Annotated in this window: 20 protein-coding genes; 13 read left to right on the forward strand and 7 right to left on the reverse strand. The window is 73.8% G+C overall.

The window, feature by feature from the left end:
• Window positions 1-158 precede the first annotated feature (158 nt).
• The 7 genes from fdxA to ACN260_RS10655 are packed head-to-tail and all read left to right on the forward strand — an operon-like array spanning window position 159 to window position 5698.
• Window positions 159-470 (forward strand): ferredoxin, encoded by a 312-nt coding sequence (gene fdxA / locus ACN260_RS10625; protein WP_088647241.1) that lies wholly within the window; start codon window positions 159-161, stop codon window positions 468-470.
• Window positions 470-1450 carry an NAD(P)/FAD-dependent oxidoreductase gene (locus tag ACN260_RS10630; RefSeq protein WP_422755793.1) on the forward strand — a complete coding sequence of 327 codons (981 nt, stop codon included), beginning with the start codon at window positions 470-472 and terminating at the stop codon, window positions 1448-1450. Before fdxA ends, ACN260_RS10630 begins: the two co-directional genes overlap by 1 nt.
• Window positions 1447-2367 (forward strand): fumarylacetoacetate hydrolase family protein, encoded by a 921-nt coding sequence (locus tag ACN260_RS10635; protein WP_422755794.1) that lies wholly within the window; start codon window positions 1447-1449, stop codon window positions 2365-2367. Before ACN260_RS10630 ends, ACN260_RS10635 begins: the two co-directional genes overlap by 4 nt.
• Complete coding sequence (locus ACN260_RS10640; protein WP_422755795.1) at window positions 2364-3530, forward strand: hypothetical protein; 1167 nt, start codon at window positions 2364-2366, stop codon at window positions 3528-3530. The genes ACN260_RS10635 and ACN260_RS10640 overlap by 4 nt, the downstream gene beginning before the upstream one ends.
• Before the next feature lie 7 nt (window positions 3531-3537).
• A complete protein-coding gene (locus tag ACN260_RS10645; protein ID WP_422755796.1) occupies window positions 3538-4392 on the forward strand; it encodes an HpcH/HpaI aldolase family protein in 855 nt (284 codons plus the stop codon).
• Window positions 4393-4417: 25 nt separating this feature from the next.
• Entirely contained in the window at window positions 4418-4792 is a 375-nt protein-coding gene (locus ACN260_RS10650) for a cupin domain-containing protein (RefSeq protein WP_088647236.1), read from the forward strand.
• 6 nt (window positions 4793-4798) lie between these two features.
• Window positions 4799-5698 carry a ribokinase gene (locus ACN260_RS10655; protein ID WP_422755797.1) on the forward strand — a complete coding sequence of 300 codons (900 nt, stop codon included), beginning with the start codon at window positions 4799-4801 and terminating at the stop codon, window positions 5696-5698.
• A gap of 259 nt (window positions 5699-5957) precedes the next feature.
• On the opposite strand, the gene ACN260_RS10660 is transcribed toward ACN260_RS10655, so the two are convergent.
• A complete protein-coding gene (locus tag ACN260_RS10660; protein WP_422755798.1) occupies window positions 5958-7067 on the reverse strand; it encodes an acetamidase/formamidase family protein in 1110 nt (369 codons plus the stop codon).
• Window positions 7068-7377: 310 nt separating this feature from the next.
• Here ACN260_RS10660 and ACN260_RS10665 point away from each other — a divergent pair, with 310 nt between their 5' ends.
• The 6 genes from ACN260_RS10665 (at window position 7378) to ACN260_RS10690 (ending at window position 12608) form a co-directional block, all read left to right on the forward strand.
• Window positions 7378-8757 carry an aromatic ring-hydroxylating oxygenase subunit alpha gene (locus ACN260_RS10665; RefSeq protein WP_422755799.1) on the forward strand — a complete coding sequence of 460 codons (1380 nt, stop codon included), beginning with the start codon at window positions 7378-7380 and terminating at the stop codon, window positions 8755-8757.
• Between the two features lie 44 nt (window positions 8758-8801).
• Window positions 8802-9290, forward strand: coding sequence for an aromatic-ring-hydroxylating dioxygenase subunit beta (locus ACN260_RS10670; protein WP_158224284.1), 489 nt, complete (start codon window positions 8802-8804; stop codon window positions 9288-9290).
• A gap of 22 nt (window positions 9291-9312) precedes the next feature.
• Complete coding sequence (locus ACN260_RS10675; RefSeq protein ID WP_168222470.1) at window positions 9313-9630, forward strand: Dabb family protein; 318 nt, start codon at window positions 9313-9315, stop codon at window positions 9628-9630.
• A complete protein-coding gene (locus ACN260_RS10680) occupies window positions 9627-10520 on the forward strand; it encodes a VOC family protein (protein ID WP_422755800.1) in 894 nt (297 codons plus the stop codon). The genes ACN260_RS10675 and ACN260_RS10680 overlap by 4 nt, the downstream gene beginning before the upstream one ends.
• A 311-nt stretch (window positions 10521-10831) precedes the next feature.
• Window positions 10832-12019, forward strand: a complete 1188-nt coding sequence (locus ACN260_RS10685) for a S1 family peptidase (RefSeq protein ID WP_422755801.1) — start codon at window positions 10832-10834, stop codon at window positions 12017-12019.
• A 28-nt stretch (window positions 12020-12047) separates the two neighbouring features.
• Window positions 12048-12608 carry a hypothetical protein gene (locus ACN260_RS10690; protein WP_422755802.1) on the forward strand — a complete coding sequence of 187 codons (561 nt, stop codon included), beginning with the start codon at window positions 12048-12050 and terminating at the stop codon, window positions 12606-12608.
• Window positions 12609-12714: 106 nt separating this feature from the next.
• Here the strand turns inward: ACN260_RS10690 and ACN260_RS10695 are convergent, their stop codons facing one another.
• The 6 genes from ACN260_RS10695 to ACN260_RS10720 form a co-directional block, all read right to left on the reverse strand.
• Window positions 12715-13071 carry a nuclear transport factor 2 family protein gene (locus tag ACN260_RS10695; RefSeq protein WP_422755803.1) on the reverse strand — a complete coding sequence of 119 codons (357 nt, stop codon included), beginning with the start codon at window positions 13069-13071 and terminating at the stop codon, window positions 12715-12717.
• Window positions 13068-13547: an SRPBCC family protein gene (locus ACN260_RS10700; RefSeq protein ID WP_422755804.1), complete on the reverse strand. Its 480-nt coding sequence runs from the start codon at window positions 13545-13547 to the stop codon at window positions 13068-13070. The genes ACN260_RS10695 and ACN260_RS10700 overlap by 4 nt, the downstream gene beginning before the upstream one ends.
• The gene (locus ACN260_RS10705) at window positions 13544-13891 is read right to left on the reverse strand and encodes an ArsR/SmtB family transcription factor (RefSeq protein WP_422755805.1); all 348 of its coding nucleotides are present in this window, start codon (window positions 13889-13891) and stop codon (window positions 13544-13546) included. The genes ACN260_RS10700 and ACN260_RS10705 overlap by 4 nt, the downstream gene beginning before the upstream one ends.
• A gap of 53 nt (window positions 13892-13944) precedes the next feature.
• A complete protein-coding gene (locus tag ACN260_RS10710; RefSeq protein WP_422755806.1) occupies window positions 13945-14796 on the reverse strand; it encodes a hypothetical protein in 852 nt (283 codons plus the stop codon).
• Entirely contained in the window at window positions 14793-15869 is a 1077-nt protein-coding gene (locus ACN260_RS10715) for a WxL protein peptidoglycan domain-containing protein (protein WP_422755807.1), read from the reverse strand. The genes ACN260_RS10710 and ACN260_RS10715 overlap by 4 nt, the downstream gene beginning before the upstream one ends.
• A gap of 71 nt (window positions 15870-15940) precedes the next feature.
• A complete protein-coding gene (locus tag ACN260_RS10720; protein ID WP_422755808.1) occupies window positions 15941-17449 on the reverse strand; it encodes an HtaA domain-containing protein in 1509 nt (502 codons plus the stop codon).
• Window positions 17450-17454 lie beyond the last annotated feature (5 nt).

Below are 17454 nucleotides of genomic sequence, written 5' to 3' on the forward strand. Positions count from 1 at the left end.
ATACTCTGCGCCGGGTCTCTAGCGTGGCCTGACACCAAACGACATCGCCCCGCATCCGGCGACGTCGCGGAACGGGCCCGGCACCCCGGATCGGCTGCCCGCCCGGACCTGCCGCTGCGGCGCGGATGCGGCCGGCCGACCAAACCGCAGGAGGACCGATGACCTACGTGGTCACCGACGAATGTGTGGACGTACAGGATCGGTCCTGCGTCGAGGAATGCCCGGTGGACTGCATCTACGAGGGCGACCGGATGATGTACATCAACCCGGACGAGTGCGTCGACTGCGGGCGCTGCGAGCCGGTCTGCCCGGTCACCTCGATCTTCCACCTCGACGACCTGCCCGCCGACCGCGCCCGGTTCGGCCCGATCAACGCCGAGTTCTTCACCGAGATCGGCACCCCGGGCGGCGCCCGCAAGATCGGCCGGGTCGGCCACGACCACCCGGCCATCGCGGAAAGCGCCAGCTGATGGCCGAGCGGCACGAGGTCGATCTCGCGATCATCGGCGCCGGCCCGGCCGGCCTCTACGCCACCTACTACGCCGGCTTCCGCGGGATGAGCGTGGCGGTGATCGACTCGCTGCCCGAGCCCGGCGGGCAGATCGCCGCCCTCTACCCCGAGAAGGCGATCTACGACATCGCCGGGCTGCCCGCCGTGCGGGGCCAGGAACTCGTCGACGCCCTGCTCACCCAGGCCGCCACCGCCAAGCCGACGTTCCTGCTCGGGCAGAGCGCGATCGAGCTGACCTGCGCCGAGGACCACGTGCTGATCGGCACCGACACCGGCACCGAGGTCCGCGCGGCGGCCGTGCTGCTGACCGCCGGCATCGGCACCTTCACCCCCCGCGAACTGCCCGTCGGCAGCGACCACCTCGGTCGGGGGCTGCGCTACTTCGTCCCCCGGCTGGAGGAACTCGCCGGCCAGGAGGTCGTCGTGGTCGGCGGCGGCGACTCCGCCGTCGACTGGGCGCTGGCCCTGGAGCCGTACGCCAGCAGCGTCACCCTGGTGCACCGCCGACCGCAGTTCCGCGCCCACGAACGCAGCGTCACCCAGCTGCACGAGTCGACCGTGCGGGTGCTCACCCCGTACGAGGTGTGCGGGATCGACGGGGAACAGACCGTCGAGGCGGTGCGGATCGCCGAGGTGCGCGGCGAGGGCCGGCAGACCCTGCCCGCTCAGGCGGTGGTCGCCGCGCTCGGTTTCATCGCCGACCTGAGCGCGATGGAGCGCTGGGGGCTGGAGATGCGCCGCCGCTACGTCGCCGTGGACCGGTCGATGCGCACCAACCTGCCCCGGGTCTTCGCCGCCGGTGACATCACCGACTACGACGGCAAGGTCCGGCTGATCTCGGTCGGCTTCGGTGAGGCCGCCGCCGCCGTCAACAACCTGGCCCCGCTGGTCAACCCGGCGCTCGGCACCGTCCCCGGCCACTCCTCGGACGCCGCATGACCGCCCCCGCGCCCACCGACGTGCACCTCGTCGCCACCCGCTACGGGCTGGGCCGGATCACCGGCGACGACGTCGAACTGCTCGACCTGCCCGCCCCGGACGTGGCCGCCCTGCTGCGCGCCGGCCGGGGGCTCGCCCCCGCCGCCGAGGCCCGCATCCGCCGCCGGCTGCCGCTGGAGACCCTCGTCGGCGACCTGCGTCCACCGATGGCGGGCACCCGCGCGGTGTGGGGCGTCGGGCTGAACTACCACTGCAAGGCCCGGACCACCGGCCGGGCCCTGCCCACCCAGCCGGTGCTGTACCTGAAGTCGCCGAGCGCCGGCTCCGGCCCGGGGGACACCGTGCCGCTGCCCGGCTCGGTGAGCAGCCAGCCCGACTACGAGGGCGAGGTCGCCCTCATCGTCGGCGCGCGGATGCACCACACCCCGGCCGGGCGGGTCTGGGCGCACCTGGCCGCCGTCACCGCCGCCAACGACCTGACCGCCCGGGACGTGATGGCCGCCACGGGCAACCCCACCCTGGCCAAGAGCTTCCCCGGGTTCGGCGCACTGGGCGCCTCCGTGCTCGGTCTGGGCGCGGTCGCCGACCGCGACGCCATCGGCGTACGCACCACCGTCAACGGCGAGCTGCGCCAGCAGGCCAGCACCGCCGACCTGATCTTCCCGGTGCCCGACCTGCTCGCCTGGATCACCCGGTACGTGGTGCTGGAGCCGGGTGACGTGGTGCTCACCGGCACCCCGACCGGCACCGGTCAGGACCGGGGTTGCTTCCTGAGCCCCGGCGACCAGGTGGAGGTCACCGTCGCCGGGGTGCTGCCCCTGCGTACCCGGTTCCGTGCCGAGAGCCCGGACCACCCCGCGCCGGCCGCCGTCGACGCGTCGACCCACTCGCTTCGCACAGAGAGCCCGATGTCATGAGTGAGAATTCCGAGCGGTACGACCTGGTGCTGGCCGGTGGCCAGGTGTTCGACGGTGAGACCGGAGCCAGCCGGGTCGCCGACGTCGCGGTGACCGGCGACCGGGTGGCCCGGATCGCGCCCGGCCTCGCCGCCGCCGCCGACCGGGTGGTCGACTGCGCCGGGCAGTACGTGCTGCCCGGCCTGGTCGAGGCGCACACCCACATCTTCGCCGAGGTCTCGAAGGTCGGCGCGCCGCCGGACGAGGCGCACCTGCACCGGGGCGTCGTCGCGGCCTGCGACGCCGGCACCGTCGGCGCGTCCACCTTCGCCGCGTTCGAGAAGTACGTCGCCGCGCCGGCCCGGATGCGGCTGGTGAACTTCCTCAACGTCTCGGTCCTCGGCCTGATCGACTTCCGGTTCGGTGAGCTGATCAACCCGGGCACGCTGGTCCCGGAGGACGCCCTGGCGGTGGCCGAGGCGAACCCGCACCGGGTCCGCGGTTTCAAGATCCGGCTCTCCGAGGACGTCGTCGGGTTGGACTGGCGTCCGCTGCTCAAGCGTTCCCTGGCGCTCGCCGGTGAGGCCGGCCTGCCGCTGATGATCCACATCGGGGAGACGCCGGAGCCGCTGCCGGTGATCCTGCCCCTGCTGCGCCCCGGCGACGTGGTGGCCCACTGCTACACCGGCAAGCCGTACGGCATCCTCAACGACGGCACCGTGCTGCCCGAGGTCCACGCCGCCCGCGAGCGCGGGGTGCTGTTCGAATCCGCCCACGGCAAGAGCAACCTCAGCTTCGCCGTCGCCCGCCCGGCGATCGAGCAGGGCTTCCTGCCCGACGTGGTCACCTCCGACACCAGCGCCCGTAACTGGCGCGGCCCGGTGTTCGACCTGGTCACCAGCATGGCCAAGCTGCGGGCGATGGGGATGACCCTGGAGCAGCTCGTGCCCCGGGTGACGACCGCGCCGGCCCGGCTGACCGGCCTGGACGCCGAGGGCTACGGCACCCTGGTCGAGGGTGGCCCGGCGCACGTCACCGTGCTGGCCGAGGCCGAGGAGGCGGTGCTGCCCGACGCCGCCGGTAACACGATCACCGCACCCCGGCTGGACCCGAGCGTGGTGCTGCTGGCCGGTGAGCAGGTGCCGACCGTGCCGTGGCGCGGGCTGCTCGCCACCGGGGCGTGAGGCCCTGATGTCCGCCGTCGGGCCGGTGGCCGGCGAGCCGGGGCCGGCCCAGCCCACCCCGCCGACGTCCGTCGAGCCGAACCCGCCGGCCGGGGTGCACGGCCACCGCGCCCGGCTGCGGGCGGCGCTGCATGCCGGCGGGCAGCTCGCCGGCACCTTCGTCAAGCTGCCCGGGGCCGACGTGATCGCCCTGGCCGCCCGCTCCGGACTCGACTTCGTCGTGATCGACCTGGAGCACTCCGGCCTGGACGAGCGGGCCGCCACCGACCAGCTCCGGCTCGCCGCCCTGGCCGGCCTGCCGGCGCTGGTCCGGGTGCCGGCGGTCGACCCCGGCCAGGTCAACCGGCTGCTGGAGGCCGGGGCCGTCGGGATCCAGCTGTCGACGGTGCGCCGCCGGGCCGACGTCGAGGCGCTGCGCTCGGCCAGCCGGTACGCCCCGCACGGGCGGCGCAGCATCAGCCTGGCGCACCCGTCGGCCGGGTACGGCGGCGACGGCCTCGACCGGTACCTCGCGGCGGAGGCCGGGCACCCGCCCGTACTGGTGGCCCAGATCGAGACGGCGACCACCGACGACCCGCTGCCCGCCCTGCTGGCCGGGGTGGACGTGGGCTTCGTCGGGACCACCGACCTGGCGGTGAGCCTGGGCCTGTCGACCACCGACGACCCGGGACCGCTGCTGCGGCGTACCGGGGACATCGCCGCCGCGGCCCGCACCACCGGGACCCACCTCGGCGGCTGGGTGCCCGAGCGGTCCGCCGCGGCGCTGGACCGCTGTGGCCTGACCGATGCGCGCTATCTCGTCGTCGGCTCCGACCTGCACCTGCTCGGCACCGGCCTGCGTCGGCTCGCCGCACCCCTCTGACCCGCCCGAGAAGGGACGCGTTCACATGCTCAACCCGCAGCTCTACCGCACCTCGGTCAACTGGGACGACATCCCGGCCACCGACGTCCGGCCCGGGGTGCGCCGCAAGGTGTACGCCACCGACGAGGTCCTCTTCGCCTGGCACGAACTGGCCGTCGGGATGGACCTCAACCCGCACCACCACGACGACTTCGACCAGCTGGTGCTGATCCTCGGCGGCCGGTGCAACTACTACGTCGACGGCGTGCCGCACCCGATGGGGCCGGGATCGATGCTGCTGGTGCCGCGCGGCGCGGAGCACTACATCGAACCGACCGAAGGCCCGTGCATCAACGTGGACGTCTTCGCCCCGCCCCGGGCGGACTTCCTGCCGCACGCCTGGCGTCCCGGGCAGGGCTGACCGACGATGACCGACATCGTGGTGGTGGGCAGCCTCAACGTGGACGTGGTGGTGCCGCTGCACGAGCTGCCGGCCCCCGGGCAGACCGTGCTCGGCGCGGCCGACCACCGGCGGGCCGGCGGCGGCAAGGGCGCCAACCAGGCCGTCGCCGCCGCCCGGCTGGGTCGCCGGGTGGCGATGGTCGGCGCGGTCGGCATCGACGCCGACGGCGACTGGCTGCTCGGGCTGATCGCCGCCGAGGGGGTGGCCACCGAGGCGGTGCTGCGCGCCCCCCGGCCCACCGGGCAGGCGATCGTGCTGGTCACCGCCGACGGTGACAGCACCATCGCGGTCAGCTCGGGGGCGAACATGTGGCTCGCCGCCGAGCACCTCGGCCCGCTGCGTGACCTGCTCGGGTCGGCTCGGGCGGTGCTGCTGCAACAGGAGGTCGACGCGGCGGTGGTGGCCGAGGCGGTCCGGCTGGCCGAGGGGCTGGTGGTGCTCAACCCGGCACCGGCCCGCCCGGTCGACCCGGCCACCCTGGCCCGGGTCGACGTGCTGGTGCCCAACCGGGGTGAGCTGGCCGCCCTGGCCGGCGCGCCGCCGACGGACGCCGGGGTGGACGCGCTGGCCGCGATGGCCCGGTCGCTGGGCACCCGGGGGCCGGTGGTGGTGACCCTCGGCGGTGACGGCGCGCTGGTGGTGACCACCGACCGGCAGTGGCTGATCCCGGCCGAGCGGGTCGACGCGGTCGACGCGACAGGTGCCGGGGACACCTTCTGCGCCGCCCTGGCCGACGCGCTGCTCGACGGGGCGGCGATCGACGAGGCGGCCCGGTGGGCGAGCCGGGCGGCGGCGGTGACCGTCACCCGGCCGGGGGCGATGGAGGCCGCACCCCGTCGCGTCGAGGTGCCCACCGCCGCCTGAACCCCGCCCCTGTCCTGCCGGCCCGGTGCGTCGTCGCCCGGTTCCGGCTGCCGCCGCAGCCCTCGAACCTGCCGCCCGTCGCATGCTGCCTGTCGGCGACGGTGCGGCCCGGCTCCGGCTGGCTGCGCCCGCTGCCCCCGGCCCGTCCCGGTCGGGGGCAGCGGCGTGGCGGCGATCCCGTGCGCGTCGGTGCACGCCCCGGTTGTCGCCGACCCGGCCCGGCCCGCGGCGCAGCGCCACGGGCCGGTTGGCGGGCCGGTCAGAAGTGGGCCGGGAAGTCGGCCTTGCGGATCAGGCAGTGGATGCCCTTCACCCCGTCGACGACCTGGCTCACCTCGAAGTCGGCGGCGGCGCTCAGGTAGGCCAGCGCGGTCTGCGGTGGCATGCCCTGGGTGCGGACGAGGAAGTCGACGGCGGCCCGGACGGCCCGGCGCATCGCCTCGTCGAGGTCGGCGTGCAGGCCCACCGGCAGCCAGTGGGTGGCGGTCTCGCCGAACGGGCCGTCGACGGCCCCGAGCAGTCCACCGGCCTGTGCCCGGGGGATCACCGAGAGCCGCAGGGTGGCCCGCAGCGGCGCCTCCAGGGCGGTCAGCGCCACCTCGCCGTCGCCCTGGGCGTAGTGCGGGTCACCGGCGTAGAAACCCGCCCCGGGTAGCTGTACCGGCAGGTAGAGGGTGGAGCCGACCTGCAACTCGTTGATGTCGAGGTTGCCGCCGAAGGCGCCGGGCGGCACCGAGTGCACCGGCTCGTCGGTGTCCACGGCGACGCCCATCAGGCCGAGGAAGGGGGCGAGCGGGAAGCGGGCCGCCCGGCCGTCGCCGTACGGCAGGGTGCCGAGCAGCCGGCCGCCGTGGTGGATCACCTCGGTGAAGTGGCTGACGGTGCCGTACTCCCGGGGGCCGTCGCCGTCCGGGCCGGTGTCGGTGGGGGTGAGCGGGTACTCCCCGGGCAGCGCGCCGTAGCCGTGCCGGCTGCTGATGAAGCCGTACGGGGCGCGGACGAGCAGGTCGAGCACCTCGATGCGGAGCAGGTCGCCGGGTTCGGCCCCGGCCACCGCGATCGGGCCGGTGACCACGTGCGGGCCGTCGGCGTCGTAGTCGTGGGCGACGTCGGAGGCGGCCAGGTCCCGGGCGTCGGTGAGCACCTGGTCGCTGGGCACGTCGAACTGCTTGAGGAAGCCGACCGGGTCGCGGCCCTGGTCCTCCAGGATGCCCTCGTGGCTGAGCGTGTCGATGGTCACGGTCTCGCCGGAGCCGACCCGGAGCACGGGCTCGTGCCGCCGGTCGGGCAACCGGCCCCACAGGCAGGTGTCGGGGGTGCTCGGCAGGTAGTGGGTTCCACCGATCGGGCCATCGTGCGGCTGGAGCATGACATCCTCCGGAAGGGGTGACACCGGCTGGCGGTGCGACGGGACGGCGCGGCCCGGTGCGGGTGGCCGGCGGCCGGCGACGGGATGCGCGGGCCGCGTCCGAGGGCCGGCGATCGGGGTCGGGCGGATCGGCCGGGCCACGTCGGATGCAGGGGATCGTGACCGGCGAAGCAACCGTTGCGTGTTGCATTCGTATTAACAGCGAGTAACCCGATGCCGGAGTCTGCCCTGCTCTTGACAGTTGCCATGGCCGAGTAGCAGCATCGTGTAGCGAGATGCTGTCTCGCATGACGTAGAAGGCGGTGAGGTGATGGCGCAGCAGACGCCGGTACGTCCGCTCGGTGCCACCGGTGACGGCGCGATGATCGACGAGGACTGGGAGGCGCTGCGGTTCCGGGTGCACCGCTCGGCGTACCGTGACCCCGAGGTGTTCCGGACCGAGATCGACCGGATCTGGAATCACACCTGGCTCTATCTCGGCCACGAGACCGAGATCCCGAAGGCGGGCGACTTCAAGACCCGCACCCTCGGCGGTCGACCGCTGATCTTCTGCCGGGACGCCGGGGGCCAGGTGCGGGCCTTCTTCAACGCCTGCACCCACCGGGGCACCGTGCTGTGCCGGCACAGCGAGGGCAACACGAAGTTCTTCCAGTGCTTCTACCACGCCTGGGCGTTCAGCAACTCCGGCGAACTGGCCGCGCTGCCCGGCGACGACGCGTACCCCGACGACCCGGCCTTCCGGGCGTCGATGGCGCTGCGCCAGGTGCCCCGGCTCCAGATCCACGAGGGTTTCGTCTTCGTCGCCTTCGACGCGGACGTGCCCGACCTGCTGACCCACCTCGGGCCGGCCGCGCACTACATGTCGCTGACCGCGAAGATCGGCGAGCACGGCATGACCACCCTGCCGGGCGTGCAGCTCTACAGCGTGAAGGGCAACTGGAAGCTCGCCGTCGAGAACGCGATGGACGGCTACCACTTCGCCCCCACCCACAACACCTTCGTCGGCTACCTGCGCGAGACCGGGTTCGCCGTCACCGACGACGACCAGTACGCCTACGACCTCGGCGGCGGCCACGGGCTGCTCGTGCTCACCGGGCACAACGGCCGGATCGGGATGGTCTGGGAGCCCCGCTTCGGCGACGAGGAGAAGACCCGCACCGTCGCCAAGCGCCGCGAGCTGGAGGCCCGTCTCGGCCCCGAACTCGCCGCCGAGGTCGCCGACGCCAGCCGCATCCTGTTCGTCTTCCCCAACCTGCTGCTGTTCGACCTGGAGGCGCTGACCATCCGGCAGCTCGAACCGGTCGCCGCCGACCGCACCGACGTGCGGGCGTGGCAGTTCGTCGAGGTCGGCGAGCCGGAGTCGGTCCGCGCGTTGCGGATCAAGACGATGGTCAGCTTCGTCGGGCCGGGCGGCCTGGCCACCCCCGACGACATCGAGGCGTACGAGGCGGTGCAGCGCGGCATCACCGCGACCGCCGACTCGGTCGACCCCGCCCACGACTGGAGCGACATGTCGCGGGGCATGGCCAACGAGAAGCAGGGCAACCAGGGCCGCTCGATCGACGAGGGCGCGATGCGCAGCTTCTGGCGGCGCTGGGCCGAAAAGGTCGGGGCGAGCACCAGCGTGGCCGGCGACCCGCCGGCCGGTACGCCCGCCGCCGGACCCGCCGCGGGGGGTGCGGGCAAGTGAGCGTGTCGTCGACGACGGCCGGGAGCCGTGGGGGAGTGGTCAGTGTGGCATCGCGCGAGGTGACCCGGGCCGAGGTGGAGGAGTTCCTCTACCGGGAGGCGCAACTGCTCGACGAGTGGCGGCTCGACGAGTGGCTCACCCTCATCGAGCCGGGTGGCCGGCTGGAGGTGCCGACCACCGACTGGGCCGGCTGGGACGCCACCACCGCCGGGTACTTCGTGGCCGACGACTACGAGCTGATCCAGGCCCGGGTCAAGCGGCTCAAGAGCCGCAAGGCGCACGCCGAGAACCCGCACTCGCGGACCCACCGGATGGTCTCCAACGTGCTGCTGCTGGAGGCCGGCGCGGAGACCGTCTGGATCAGCGCCAACTTCATCATCCACCGCTACCGCGACAACGGCGCCTACACCTACGTCGGCCGCTACGAGCACGTGCTCAAGGTCGACCCGGACGGGCTACGGTTCCGGCTGCGCCGGGCCGTGCCGGTGATGGAGTCGATGGACCCCGGCGCCCGACTCAGCTTCATCCTCTGAGCCGGCCGCCATGATCACCCACATGCTGGTCTTCCGGTTCCGCGACGACCTGCCGCCCGGCGCGGCCGAGTCCGTCCTGGCCGAGCTGGAGACCTTCCCGAGCCGCTATCCCGCCATGCGCAACTGGCGCAGCGGGGTCAACGTCAGCACCCGCGACACCAGCATGACCCACGGCTTCGTCGTGGAGTTCCCCACCGAGCAGGACCTGCTCGACTACCTGCACAGCGACTCGCACGAGCGGTTCGTCCGGGAACGCTGGCGGCCGGTCATCGAGCGTCAGGCCATCGTCAGTATCCCCACCGCCGGGGACGCCCAGCCCATCGAGAGGGGTCACAGATGACCACCGAGGCCACCGCCCGCCGCCGTGGGCCCTACGGCATGGAGTACGCCCGGATCGAGGTGCCCGACCTGGCCGCCTCCATCGAGTTCCTCCAGTACCACGTCGGGCTGCAACTGGAACAGCACGACGACGAGTACGCGTTCCTGCGCGCCGACCTCGAACACCACAGCATCGAACTGGTCGCCGCGCCGCAGCGTACCGAGTCGTGGACCACCGCGGTCGGGTTCAGCGTCGAGAACGACGCCGTCCTGGACGACCTGCGGGAGCGGGTCACCGCCGCCGGGCACGAGGTGTTCGAGCTGGCCGACCGGGTCAAGGGCCTGGTCCAGCGGGGCTTCGCCGTCCGCGACCCCAACGGGCTGATCGTCGAGCTGTTCACCGGGTTCCAGGAGTACGCCGAGCCGCCGCTGATCGAGCTGCGCCCGCTGGACCTGGTGCACCCGTTCCTCGCCACCGACAAGTACGACGAGACGCTGGCCTTCTACACCAAGGTGCTCGGCTTCCTGGAGTCCGACCACGTCGGCGACGTCACGGTCTTCCTGCGCAGCGAGGACCGCTACCACCACAGCCTGGCGATCCAGCGCAACAACGAGTTCTACGTCGCGCACCTGTGCTTCATGATGAAGAGCTTCGACCACGTGATGCGCGGCCGGGCACGGGCCCAGTACAAGCAGGTCCCGATCGCCTCCGACCTGGTCAACCACTCGGCGTCCACGTCGATCGCCTTCTACATGCACGACACCCGGCACGGGCCGCGCTACGAGCTGTGCGACAGGCACCGGGTGTTCACCCCGCAGGAGCACGAGACCCACCGGGCCCGCCGGATGGCGGTCGACCCGCGCAACATCGACGTGTGGCGTCCCGCCGCCGACGACTGGGCGCGTTTCTGACCCGCGCCCCGGTCAGGACCGGCCGGCGGACTGTCGTAACCGCCCGCCGGTGAGGGGTGCGAACGCGGGGTGGCCCGGTCAGGGGGCCACCCCGCCTCCCTTTCCAGCCCGGCATGTCCGGTGTCAGGTGTCCGGGCGTGTCCAGCCGCGTCCAGCATCCCACTTGCGTCCCCACTCCCCGTTGCGAGGATTGCCGTCCGGTCGGCCCCTGGTCCGGCCGACGGGTCCTCTCGTGATGGGAGTGGTGAATGTCAGAACGTGTCGTCAGCCGGCCGGACAGGAGAAGACCGGGCCGCAGGTCCCTGCTCGCCGTGGCACTCGTGGCAGTGTCGTCGGTGGCCTTCGTACCGGCCGCCGCGGCGGCCGGGCCGGTCGACCGGCCGTCGGGTCCCGGGGGCGCGGCGGATCCGGCCCGCGCCGATGGCCGGGCAGCCCCGGCGTCCACCGCCGCCATCGCCGGGCCGGGCCGGGCGACCGGGGCGGCGGACATGGCCGGGGCGATCGCCGCACAGCGGGGCATCAGCCGCGACGCCGCCGAGAAGCTGCTGCGTGCCGAGGACGCCCACGTACGGCTCGCCAACCGGTTGACCGCCGAGCTGGGCGCCAGCTCGGGCGGCGCCTACCTGTCCGACGGGACCCTCGTCGTCACCGTCACCGACGCCGCTGCCGCCGCGAAGGTGACCGCCGCCGGCGCGAAGGCGCGCCTCGTCGCCCGGGGCGAGCGGCAACTGCGGACCATCCAGCGGACGCTGGAGGCCGCGGCGAGTGAACAGGGCACGACCTGGGGGGTGGACCCGGCGACCAACCAGGTGGTGGTGAGCCTGCCGGCATCGGGAGCGAAGAACGCCGTGCAGCGCTCGGCGGCGCGCCGGTTCGGCACGGCGGTCCGGTTCGAGACCGGCACCGGCCAGATCCAGCCGAACGTCGGGATCTCCAGCGGGGATTCGTTGGGTGGCTGCTCGGCCGGCTTCACCGCCACCGACTACACCTTCAACTACATCATCACCGCCGGCCACTGCACCCAGGGCTACCCGCACTGGACGCTGCCCAACGGGCAGGACGTCGGGCCCTCGCTGGAGAGCGACTATCCGGAGAACGACTTCGGTCTCATCTGGATGAACGGTCCGTCGGTCTGGGCCACCGGCACCATCAACCTGTGGAACAACACCAGCCGCAGCATCCACGGCTGGGCGACGGCCGTGAGCGGGCTGTCGGTCTGCAACTCGGGCCAGACCACCGGGTTCCGGTGCGGCTCCGTGCTCAAGACCAACGTGACGGTCAACGGCGCGGGCGGCACCGTACGTCAGATGATCGAGACCAACATCTGCACCCTCGGCGGTGACAGTGGCGGGCCGCTCTTCGCCGGCAACACCGGGTACGGGCTGAACTCGCACGCCAACCGTAACGGCAGTCAGTGCAACTCCTCGCCGCGAACCTGGCACCAGCCGGTGGGCGAGGCGATCAACACGTACCAGGTCGTCATCTACGGTGCGCCGTGACGTGCGGCGACGAGCAGAGGAGACAGCGATGAGAACCGCACTCACCCGGGCCGTACGCCTCACCGCCGCGGCCGTCACGGCGACGGCGGTGGCCCTCACCGTGGCCGTCGGCCCCGCCCAGGCGGACCTCTGGCAGCACACCGACGGGTTCGAGAGCAACCCGGCGGCGGTGTGGGAATTCCACCGCTCCGGAGCCGGGAGCGGAGCCTTCGAGCTGGGCGCGGGGAAGGCCCGCTCCGGTGCGAACAACGCCATCCTCACGACGTCGGCCGGCGGCTGGTCCGGGGTGGGCAAGCTGCTCACCGTACGGCCGCGTACCGCCGGGCACTCCACCACCTGCGGCGGCGGGTTCTTCGTCCAGGCGGTCAGCGGGCCGGCGGTGCTCAACGTCGAGGTGATCGATCCGGCGAGCTGGACCTACCTCGCGCTGCGCACCGTCCGGATCACCGACACGGTCTGGCGGCGGCACGACGTGGCCAGCTACGCCAACGGTCCGAGCGAGGTGTTCGTCCGGGTCTCCCTGCTGGGTGGCAGCGGCCCCGTACGGGTGGACGACATGGCGTTCCAGTGCACGTTCTTCAGTAACTGAGCAGGTCGACCACGGCGGGGCCGGCGCGCGTCGCGTCGGCCCCGCGACGTCCGTACTCCTGCGCGGGATCCGTCGCCGTCCCGGTGCGGAGTGTCGCGGCGTCGCCTCAGGGCAGCGGGACGACGTAGGAGTCGACCCGGGCGATCAGCCCGTCGCGGAAGGTGAACAGGTCGTTGAAGGCGAAGCGGAACGGCCCGTGCCCGACGCTGACTCCCCGGCCCTCGCCCGTGACGACGACGACCGGGCCGTCCTCGTGTACGCGGTGGACGTCGAGCGCCGGGCTGCCGGTGAACGCCGGGTTCTCGATCTCCCCGTCGAACTCAGCCCGGCCGTGGGTGGTCCGGTGCCCGTGGATGACCCACTCGACGTCGTCGGTGAGGGTCGCGAGGATGCGCGGGTGGTCGCCCGTCCGGAACCCGGCGAAGTATTCCGCGACGAGGTCGCGTTGGGTCTGCGGCGTCATGGTTGCTCCGTCGTCACGTGGTCGGGTGCGGGCGTCGGGTCGGGCTGGCGCAGGTGCGCGGCGAGGGCGTCGAGGATCGCGGCGAGCCCGTCGACCGCCTGGGCGGTGCGTAGCCCGGGAGGAAGCCGTCGCTGGTGGACGGTGAGGTCCGTACCGTCGGCGGTGGGACGCAGGGTGACGGTCGTGCGCAGGCCGGTGACCGGTTCGTCGAAGACGAGTTCGTGCGGTGCGGTGACGCGCACGTAGACGAACCGGAGCCGGTGGGTGCGGCCGTCCGGTGCGCGCGTGTCGAGCGCGAACTCTCCGCCGGGGCGCACGTCCACTGTCACCGACCCGGCCGGCACGGTGGCGTGCGAGCCGCCCCAGAAGGCGGTGATGCCGGCCGGCGAGGTGAACGCGGCCCAGACCCGCTCGGGCGGCGTGGCGAGCTGGCGTCGGGCGATCAGTTCGTCGCCACGCAGGTGCGCGTCGGTCACCGGGCCGCCCCGTCGTCGGTGAGGTGTTGCTCCAGGGCGTCGAGCCGGTCGTTCCAGGTGCGCCGCTGCTCGTCGATCCAGGTGCCGAGCAGCGAGAGCTGATCCGTCCGGAGGCGGCAGGGGCGTCGGGTGCCCTCGCGTCGCTGCTCGACCAGGCCGCACCGGCGCAGTACCCCGACGTGGTGCGAGATCGCCTGCGGGGTCAGGTCGAACGGCGCGGCGAGCTGTCCCACCGTGGCGTCCCCACGGGCGAGGCGGGCCACCAGGGCGCGCCGGACCGGGTCGCCGAGCGCGGCGAAGGCCGCGTCGAGATCCGGACCGGGTGCCACGGGTGCGGGGGACATGGCTCCACGGTAATGCAAACAATGGCTTGCGCAAACACCTAATTGTCGACGGGTCACCCGGGAGCAGTTGCGGGCGCCCGGCGTCGTGCCGGCCGGGCGAGCAGCAGCGCGACCGTGAGGACGGCGGCGGTGACCGGCAGTCCCCAGGGCCGCCGGGTGGCCGCCACGGTGAACGCGAGCGGCCGACCCGGCACCGCGATCCGACCGTCCACCTCGTACCGGCCGAAGGGTGCCGCGCCGGTGGACACCGGCACGTGGTACTCCCGGGTCTGCCCGGCGGCGATGGTGCCCACCGCCGGGGCGGCCACGATGGTCCGGGCCTGTCCGGGTGGCCCGACGGTGAGCTGCACCGGCGGGTCGGTGACCTCCTGCGCGCCGGGGTTGTGCAGGGTGATCCGGACCGCGAGTTCGCCGGGCAGGCCGAACCAGCCGCGCGGCCCGGACCGGTCGACGGCCCGCACCGCCACCAGGGTCAGCCCGGGCGGGGCGGCCGGCGCGACGGCCGGAGCGGTCACCCCGGCCAGTGTCAGGTCGGCGCTGGCAGTGGCGGTGCCGGTCGGCGTGCGGACCCGCAGCACGCAGGGGCAGGCCACCGGCGGGGCGGCCACCAGCACCGGCAGGGTGGCCCGGCCGGACGGCGGCACCTGGCCGTGGGTGGCGGCCCCGGTCGCGCAGTCGAGCACGCCGCGCCGGGCGGCGTTGCCGCACACCTCGGCCTGCACGGTGCCGGCCGGCCAGCCGTCGAGGCCGACCAGCACCCGCTGGCCGACCCGCAGCGCCCCGGCCGGCACGGTGACGCCGGGACCACCGCCCGCCGGTGTGCCGGCCGCGACGCCTGCCCCCGGGGCCGGAGCCAGCGCGGTGGCCACCGCCAGCAGGGCGACGGCACGCAGCGGCCCGGTCATCGGGCGGGCGGGGCGTCGGGACGCGGGTCGACGCCAGTCGGGGCCGGCCCGGCGGTGGCAGCCGCAGCCGGCCCGGCAGCGACCCGCCGTCGCCACCACCGCAGCCCGGCCCAGCCGGCCGCCCCGGCGAGCAGGGCCAGCAGCAGCCACGGCGGGGCCCACACGCCGGCGGTCCGGACCACCGGCGGCAGCGCGGTGTCCGTGCTGGTCGCCGCGATGTCGACCTCGGCGGTCAGCCGCAGCAGCGGAGGTACGCCGGTGATCCGCTCGGTGACCGTGAACGTGGCCCCGGGCAGCAGTTCCGGCAGGTCGGTGGGGGAGGTGCGGGCCTGTTCCCGGCCGAACGGCGCGCGTACGGTCACCGTGCCGCTGCCGCCGACCCGCACGTTGCCGTCGTTGCGCAGCCGGTAGCGGACCACCAGGTCGCCGCCGCCGAAGGGGTTGACCGGGTTGTCGTAGGAGACGTCGACCGTCTCGACGGTGACGGCGGGCCGGACCGGGCCGGTGACCCGCAGGTAGACCCGGGCGGCGAGCCGCTGGTCGACCAGGACGCGCTGCCCGTCGGCGGTGGTCCGGACCCGGGCGACGGCACCGATCACCCCGCCGGTGTGGTCGCCCGGGGTGGCGTTGGCCGGCACGGTGAGCCGGAACGGGATGTCGACCCGCCTACCCGCCGGAATCGTCCATTCGCGCCGTTCGACCCTGATCCAGGAGCCCACGTCGGTGGCCCGCCGGTCCGCCGGCAGCAGGGCGAACGCGCCGTCGGTGGAGGTGTAGGCGTCGGTGCCGTACACGTCGAAGGTGACCGGGCGGTCGCCGAGGTTGGTGATGCCGACGTGGTCGGTCAGGGTGCTGCCCGGGGCCAGGTCGTAGATGAAGTAGTTGCGCCCGGTCGGGCCCTTGGCGCTGGACGGCTGGACGGCCCAGCGCGCCGCGCCGGTCTGGCCGGCGGCGGCCGTCGGGGAGGGCGAGGGGGTGGGCGCGGCGGGGGCCGGTGCGGGCGGGGCCGTGGCCACGAGCAGCGCGGCGGCGAGCACGGCGCTCGCCCGGGACAGGGTGGTACGCAGGGACATGCCGGGCTCCGGGAACGTGATCGGGCCCGGTGGGGCGGGTGGCGAGCCCGTCCCACCGGGGTGGTGCCGAATCAGGAGAGGGTGAGGGTGAGCACCGCGCTGTAGTCGCCCGCCGGGGCGGACGCCGGAACCCCGAGCCGGAGTTCGGCTCCACAGGTGAAGGTGCCGTTGCTGGCGCCGGTCGCCGAGGTGCACAGCGCCCGGGCGGTGCCGAGACCGGCGCCGGGCGCGGCGGGCGCGCCCGGGGTGACCACGCCGGGGGTGCCGGCGAGGCCGTCGGTGCCGACGGCGGCGTTCGGTGTCCAGCCGAGGTTGTCCGCGGCGATGGTGCCGCCGGTGGCCGAGGCGAAGTCGGCGACCTGCCCGACGAGGCTCCAACCGGCGTTGGTGCCGCGCAGGTCGGCCACCGTGGCGGTGTTGAGCGCCCCGGTGGTGACCTGCCCGTTGCTGACCGCCGGCAGGGCGACCGAGGAACCGGTCACGCCGAGGGTCAGCGCGCCACCGGTGACGGTGGTGGTGATCTGCTGGCTGGCGTCGCCGTCACCGGCCGGGGTGCGGCTGAACGTCACCGGGGTGAAGGTGTCCTGGCTCCGGTCGGCCGCGCCCCGGGCGGCGAAGGTGATCACATAACACTGGACCTTCGTGCAGTCGACAGTTGTCCCGGTGCGGTCGGTGTAGACCGCGCTGATCGGCAGGGTGGTGCGGAACGTGCCGTCGGCGTTGAGCCGGTCGCGGGCCTCGGTCGGCTCGTTCGTCTTGTTGACCCACTTGGTGACCTGGAGGACACCGGCGTTGGTCCAGTGCTCGTCGACCTTCGGGCCGAAGGAGACGTAGATCCCCGCCGCCCCGTTGGCCTCCGGGTCGAAGCCGCTGCCGGTGACCGTGACGGTCGCCCCGGCCGGGTCGAGCCCGGTGGCGGGGGTGACGCCGACGGCCGGTCCGGCCGGTTCGCCGCCGCCACCGGTGGAGAGGGTGAACGACAGCGGGTCGAGTGCGGTGCCGGCGGTGTAGAAGCCGTTGAACGCCGAGGCGCCCTCGGCGGTCAGCGTCGCCGCCAGGTCGGTCGCGGTCACCGTGCCGCCGCTGCCACCGGGGTTGCCGTCGCCGACGGTGATGGTGGCGATGGTGGCCTGGCGGACCGAGACCGGCTCGGCCGCCGTGGTGGTGAGGTCCACGTCCGCCCTGACGGCGGCCGTGCCACCGGTCACGACGACCGTCGGGTTGGCCAGCGCGATGGTGAAGAAGTGTGCCGGGTACGAGAAGACGACCTTCCCGCCGTACTCGGCGTCGATGCCGCCGGTGCCGGCGTCGTACGTGCCGCCCTTCGCCGGGAAGGTGAAGGTGCCGTCGCTGTTGATGGTGGCGCCGTCGCTGGCGGCGATCGGCGGGTTGCCGTTGCCGGTGTTCACATAGGCGCGGAACGACGCCTTGAAGCCCCAGGTCAGGCTGCCGGAGCTGATCTCCGTCCCGGCGGCCTGGGCGGGGCTGACCCCGACGAGGACGGTTGCCGCGCCGAGCAGGGCGACCGCCGCCCAGCGCGACGACCGCCACCGACCGGCATTGGTGCTGGATCTGACCATGCTGC

The organism is Micromonospora sp. WMMD708 (assembly GCF_049315245.1).
Taxonomy (GTDB): Bacteria; Actinomycetota; Actinomycetes; order Mycobacteriales; family Micromonosporaceae; genus Micromonospora; species Micromonospora wenchangensis.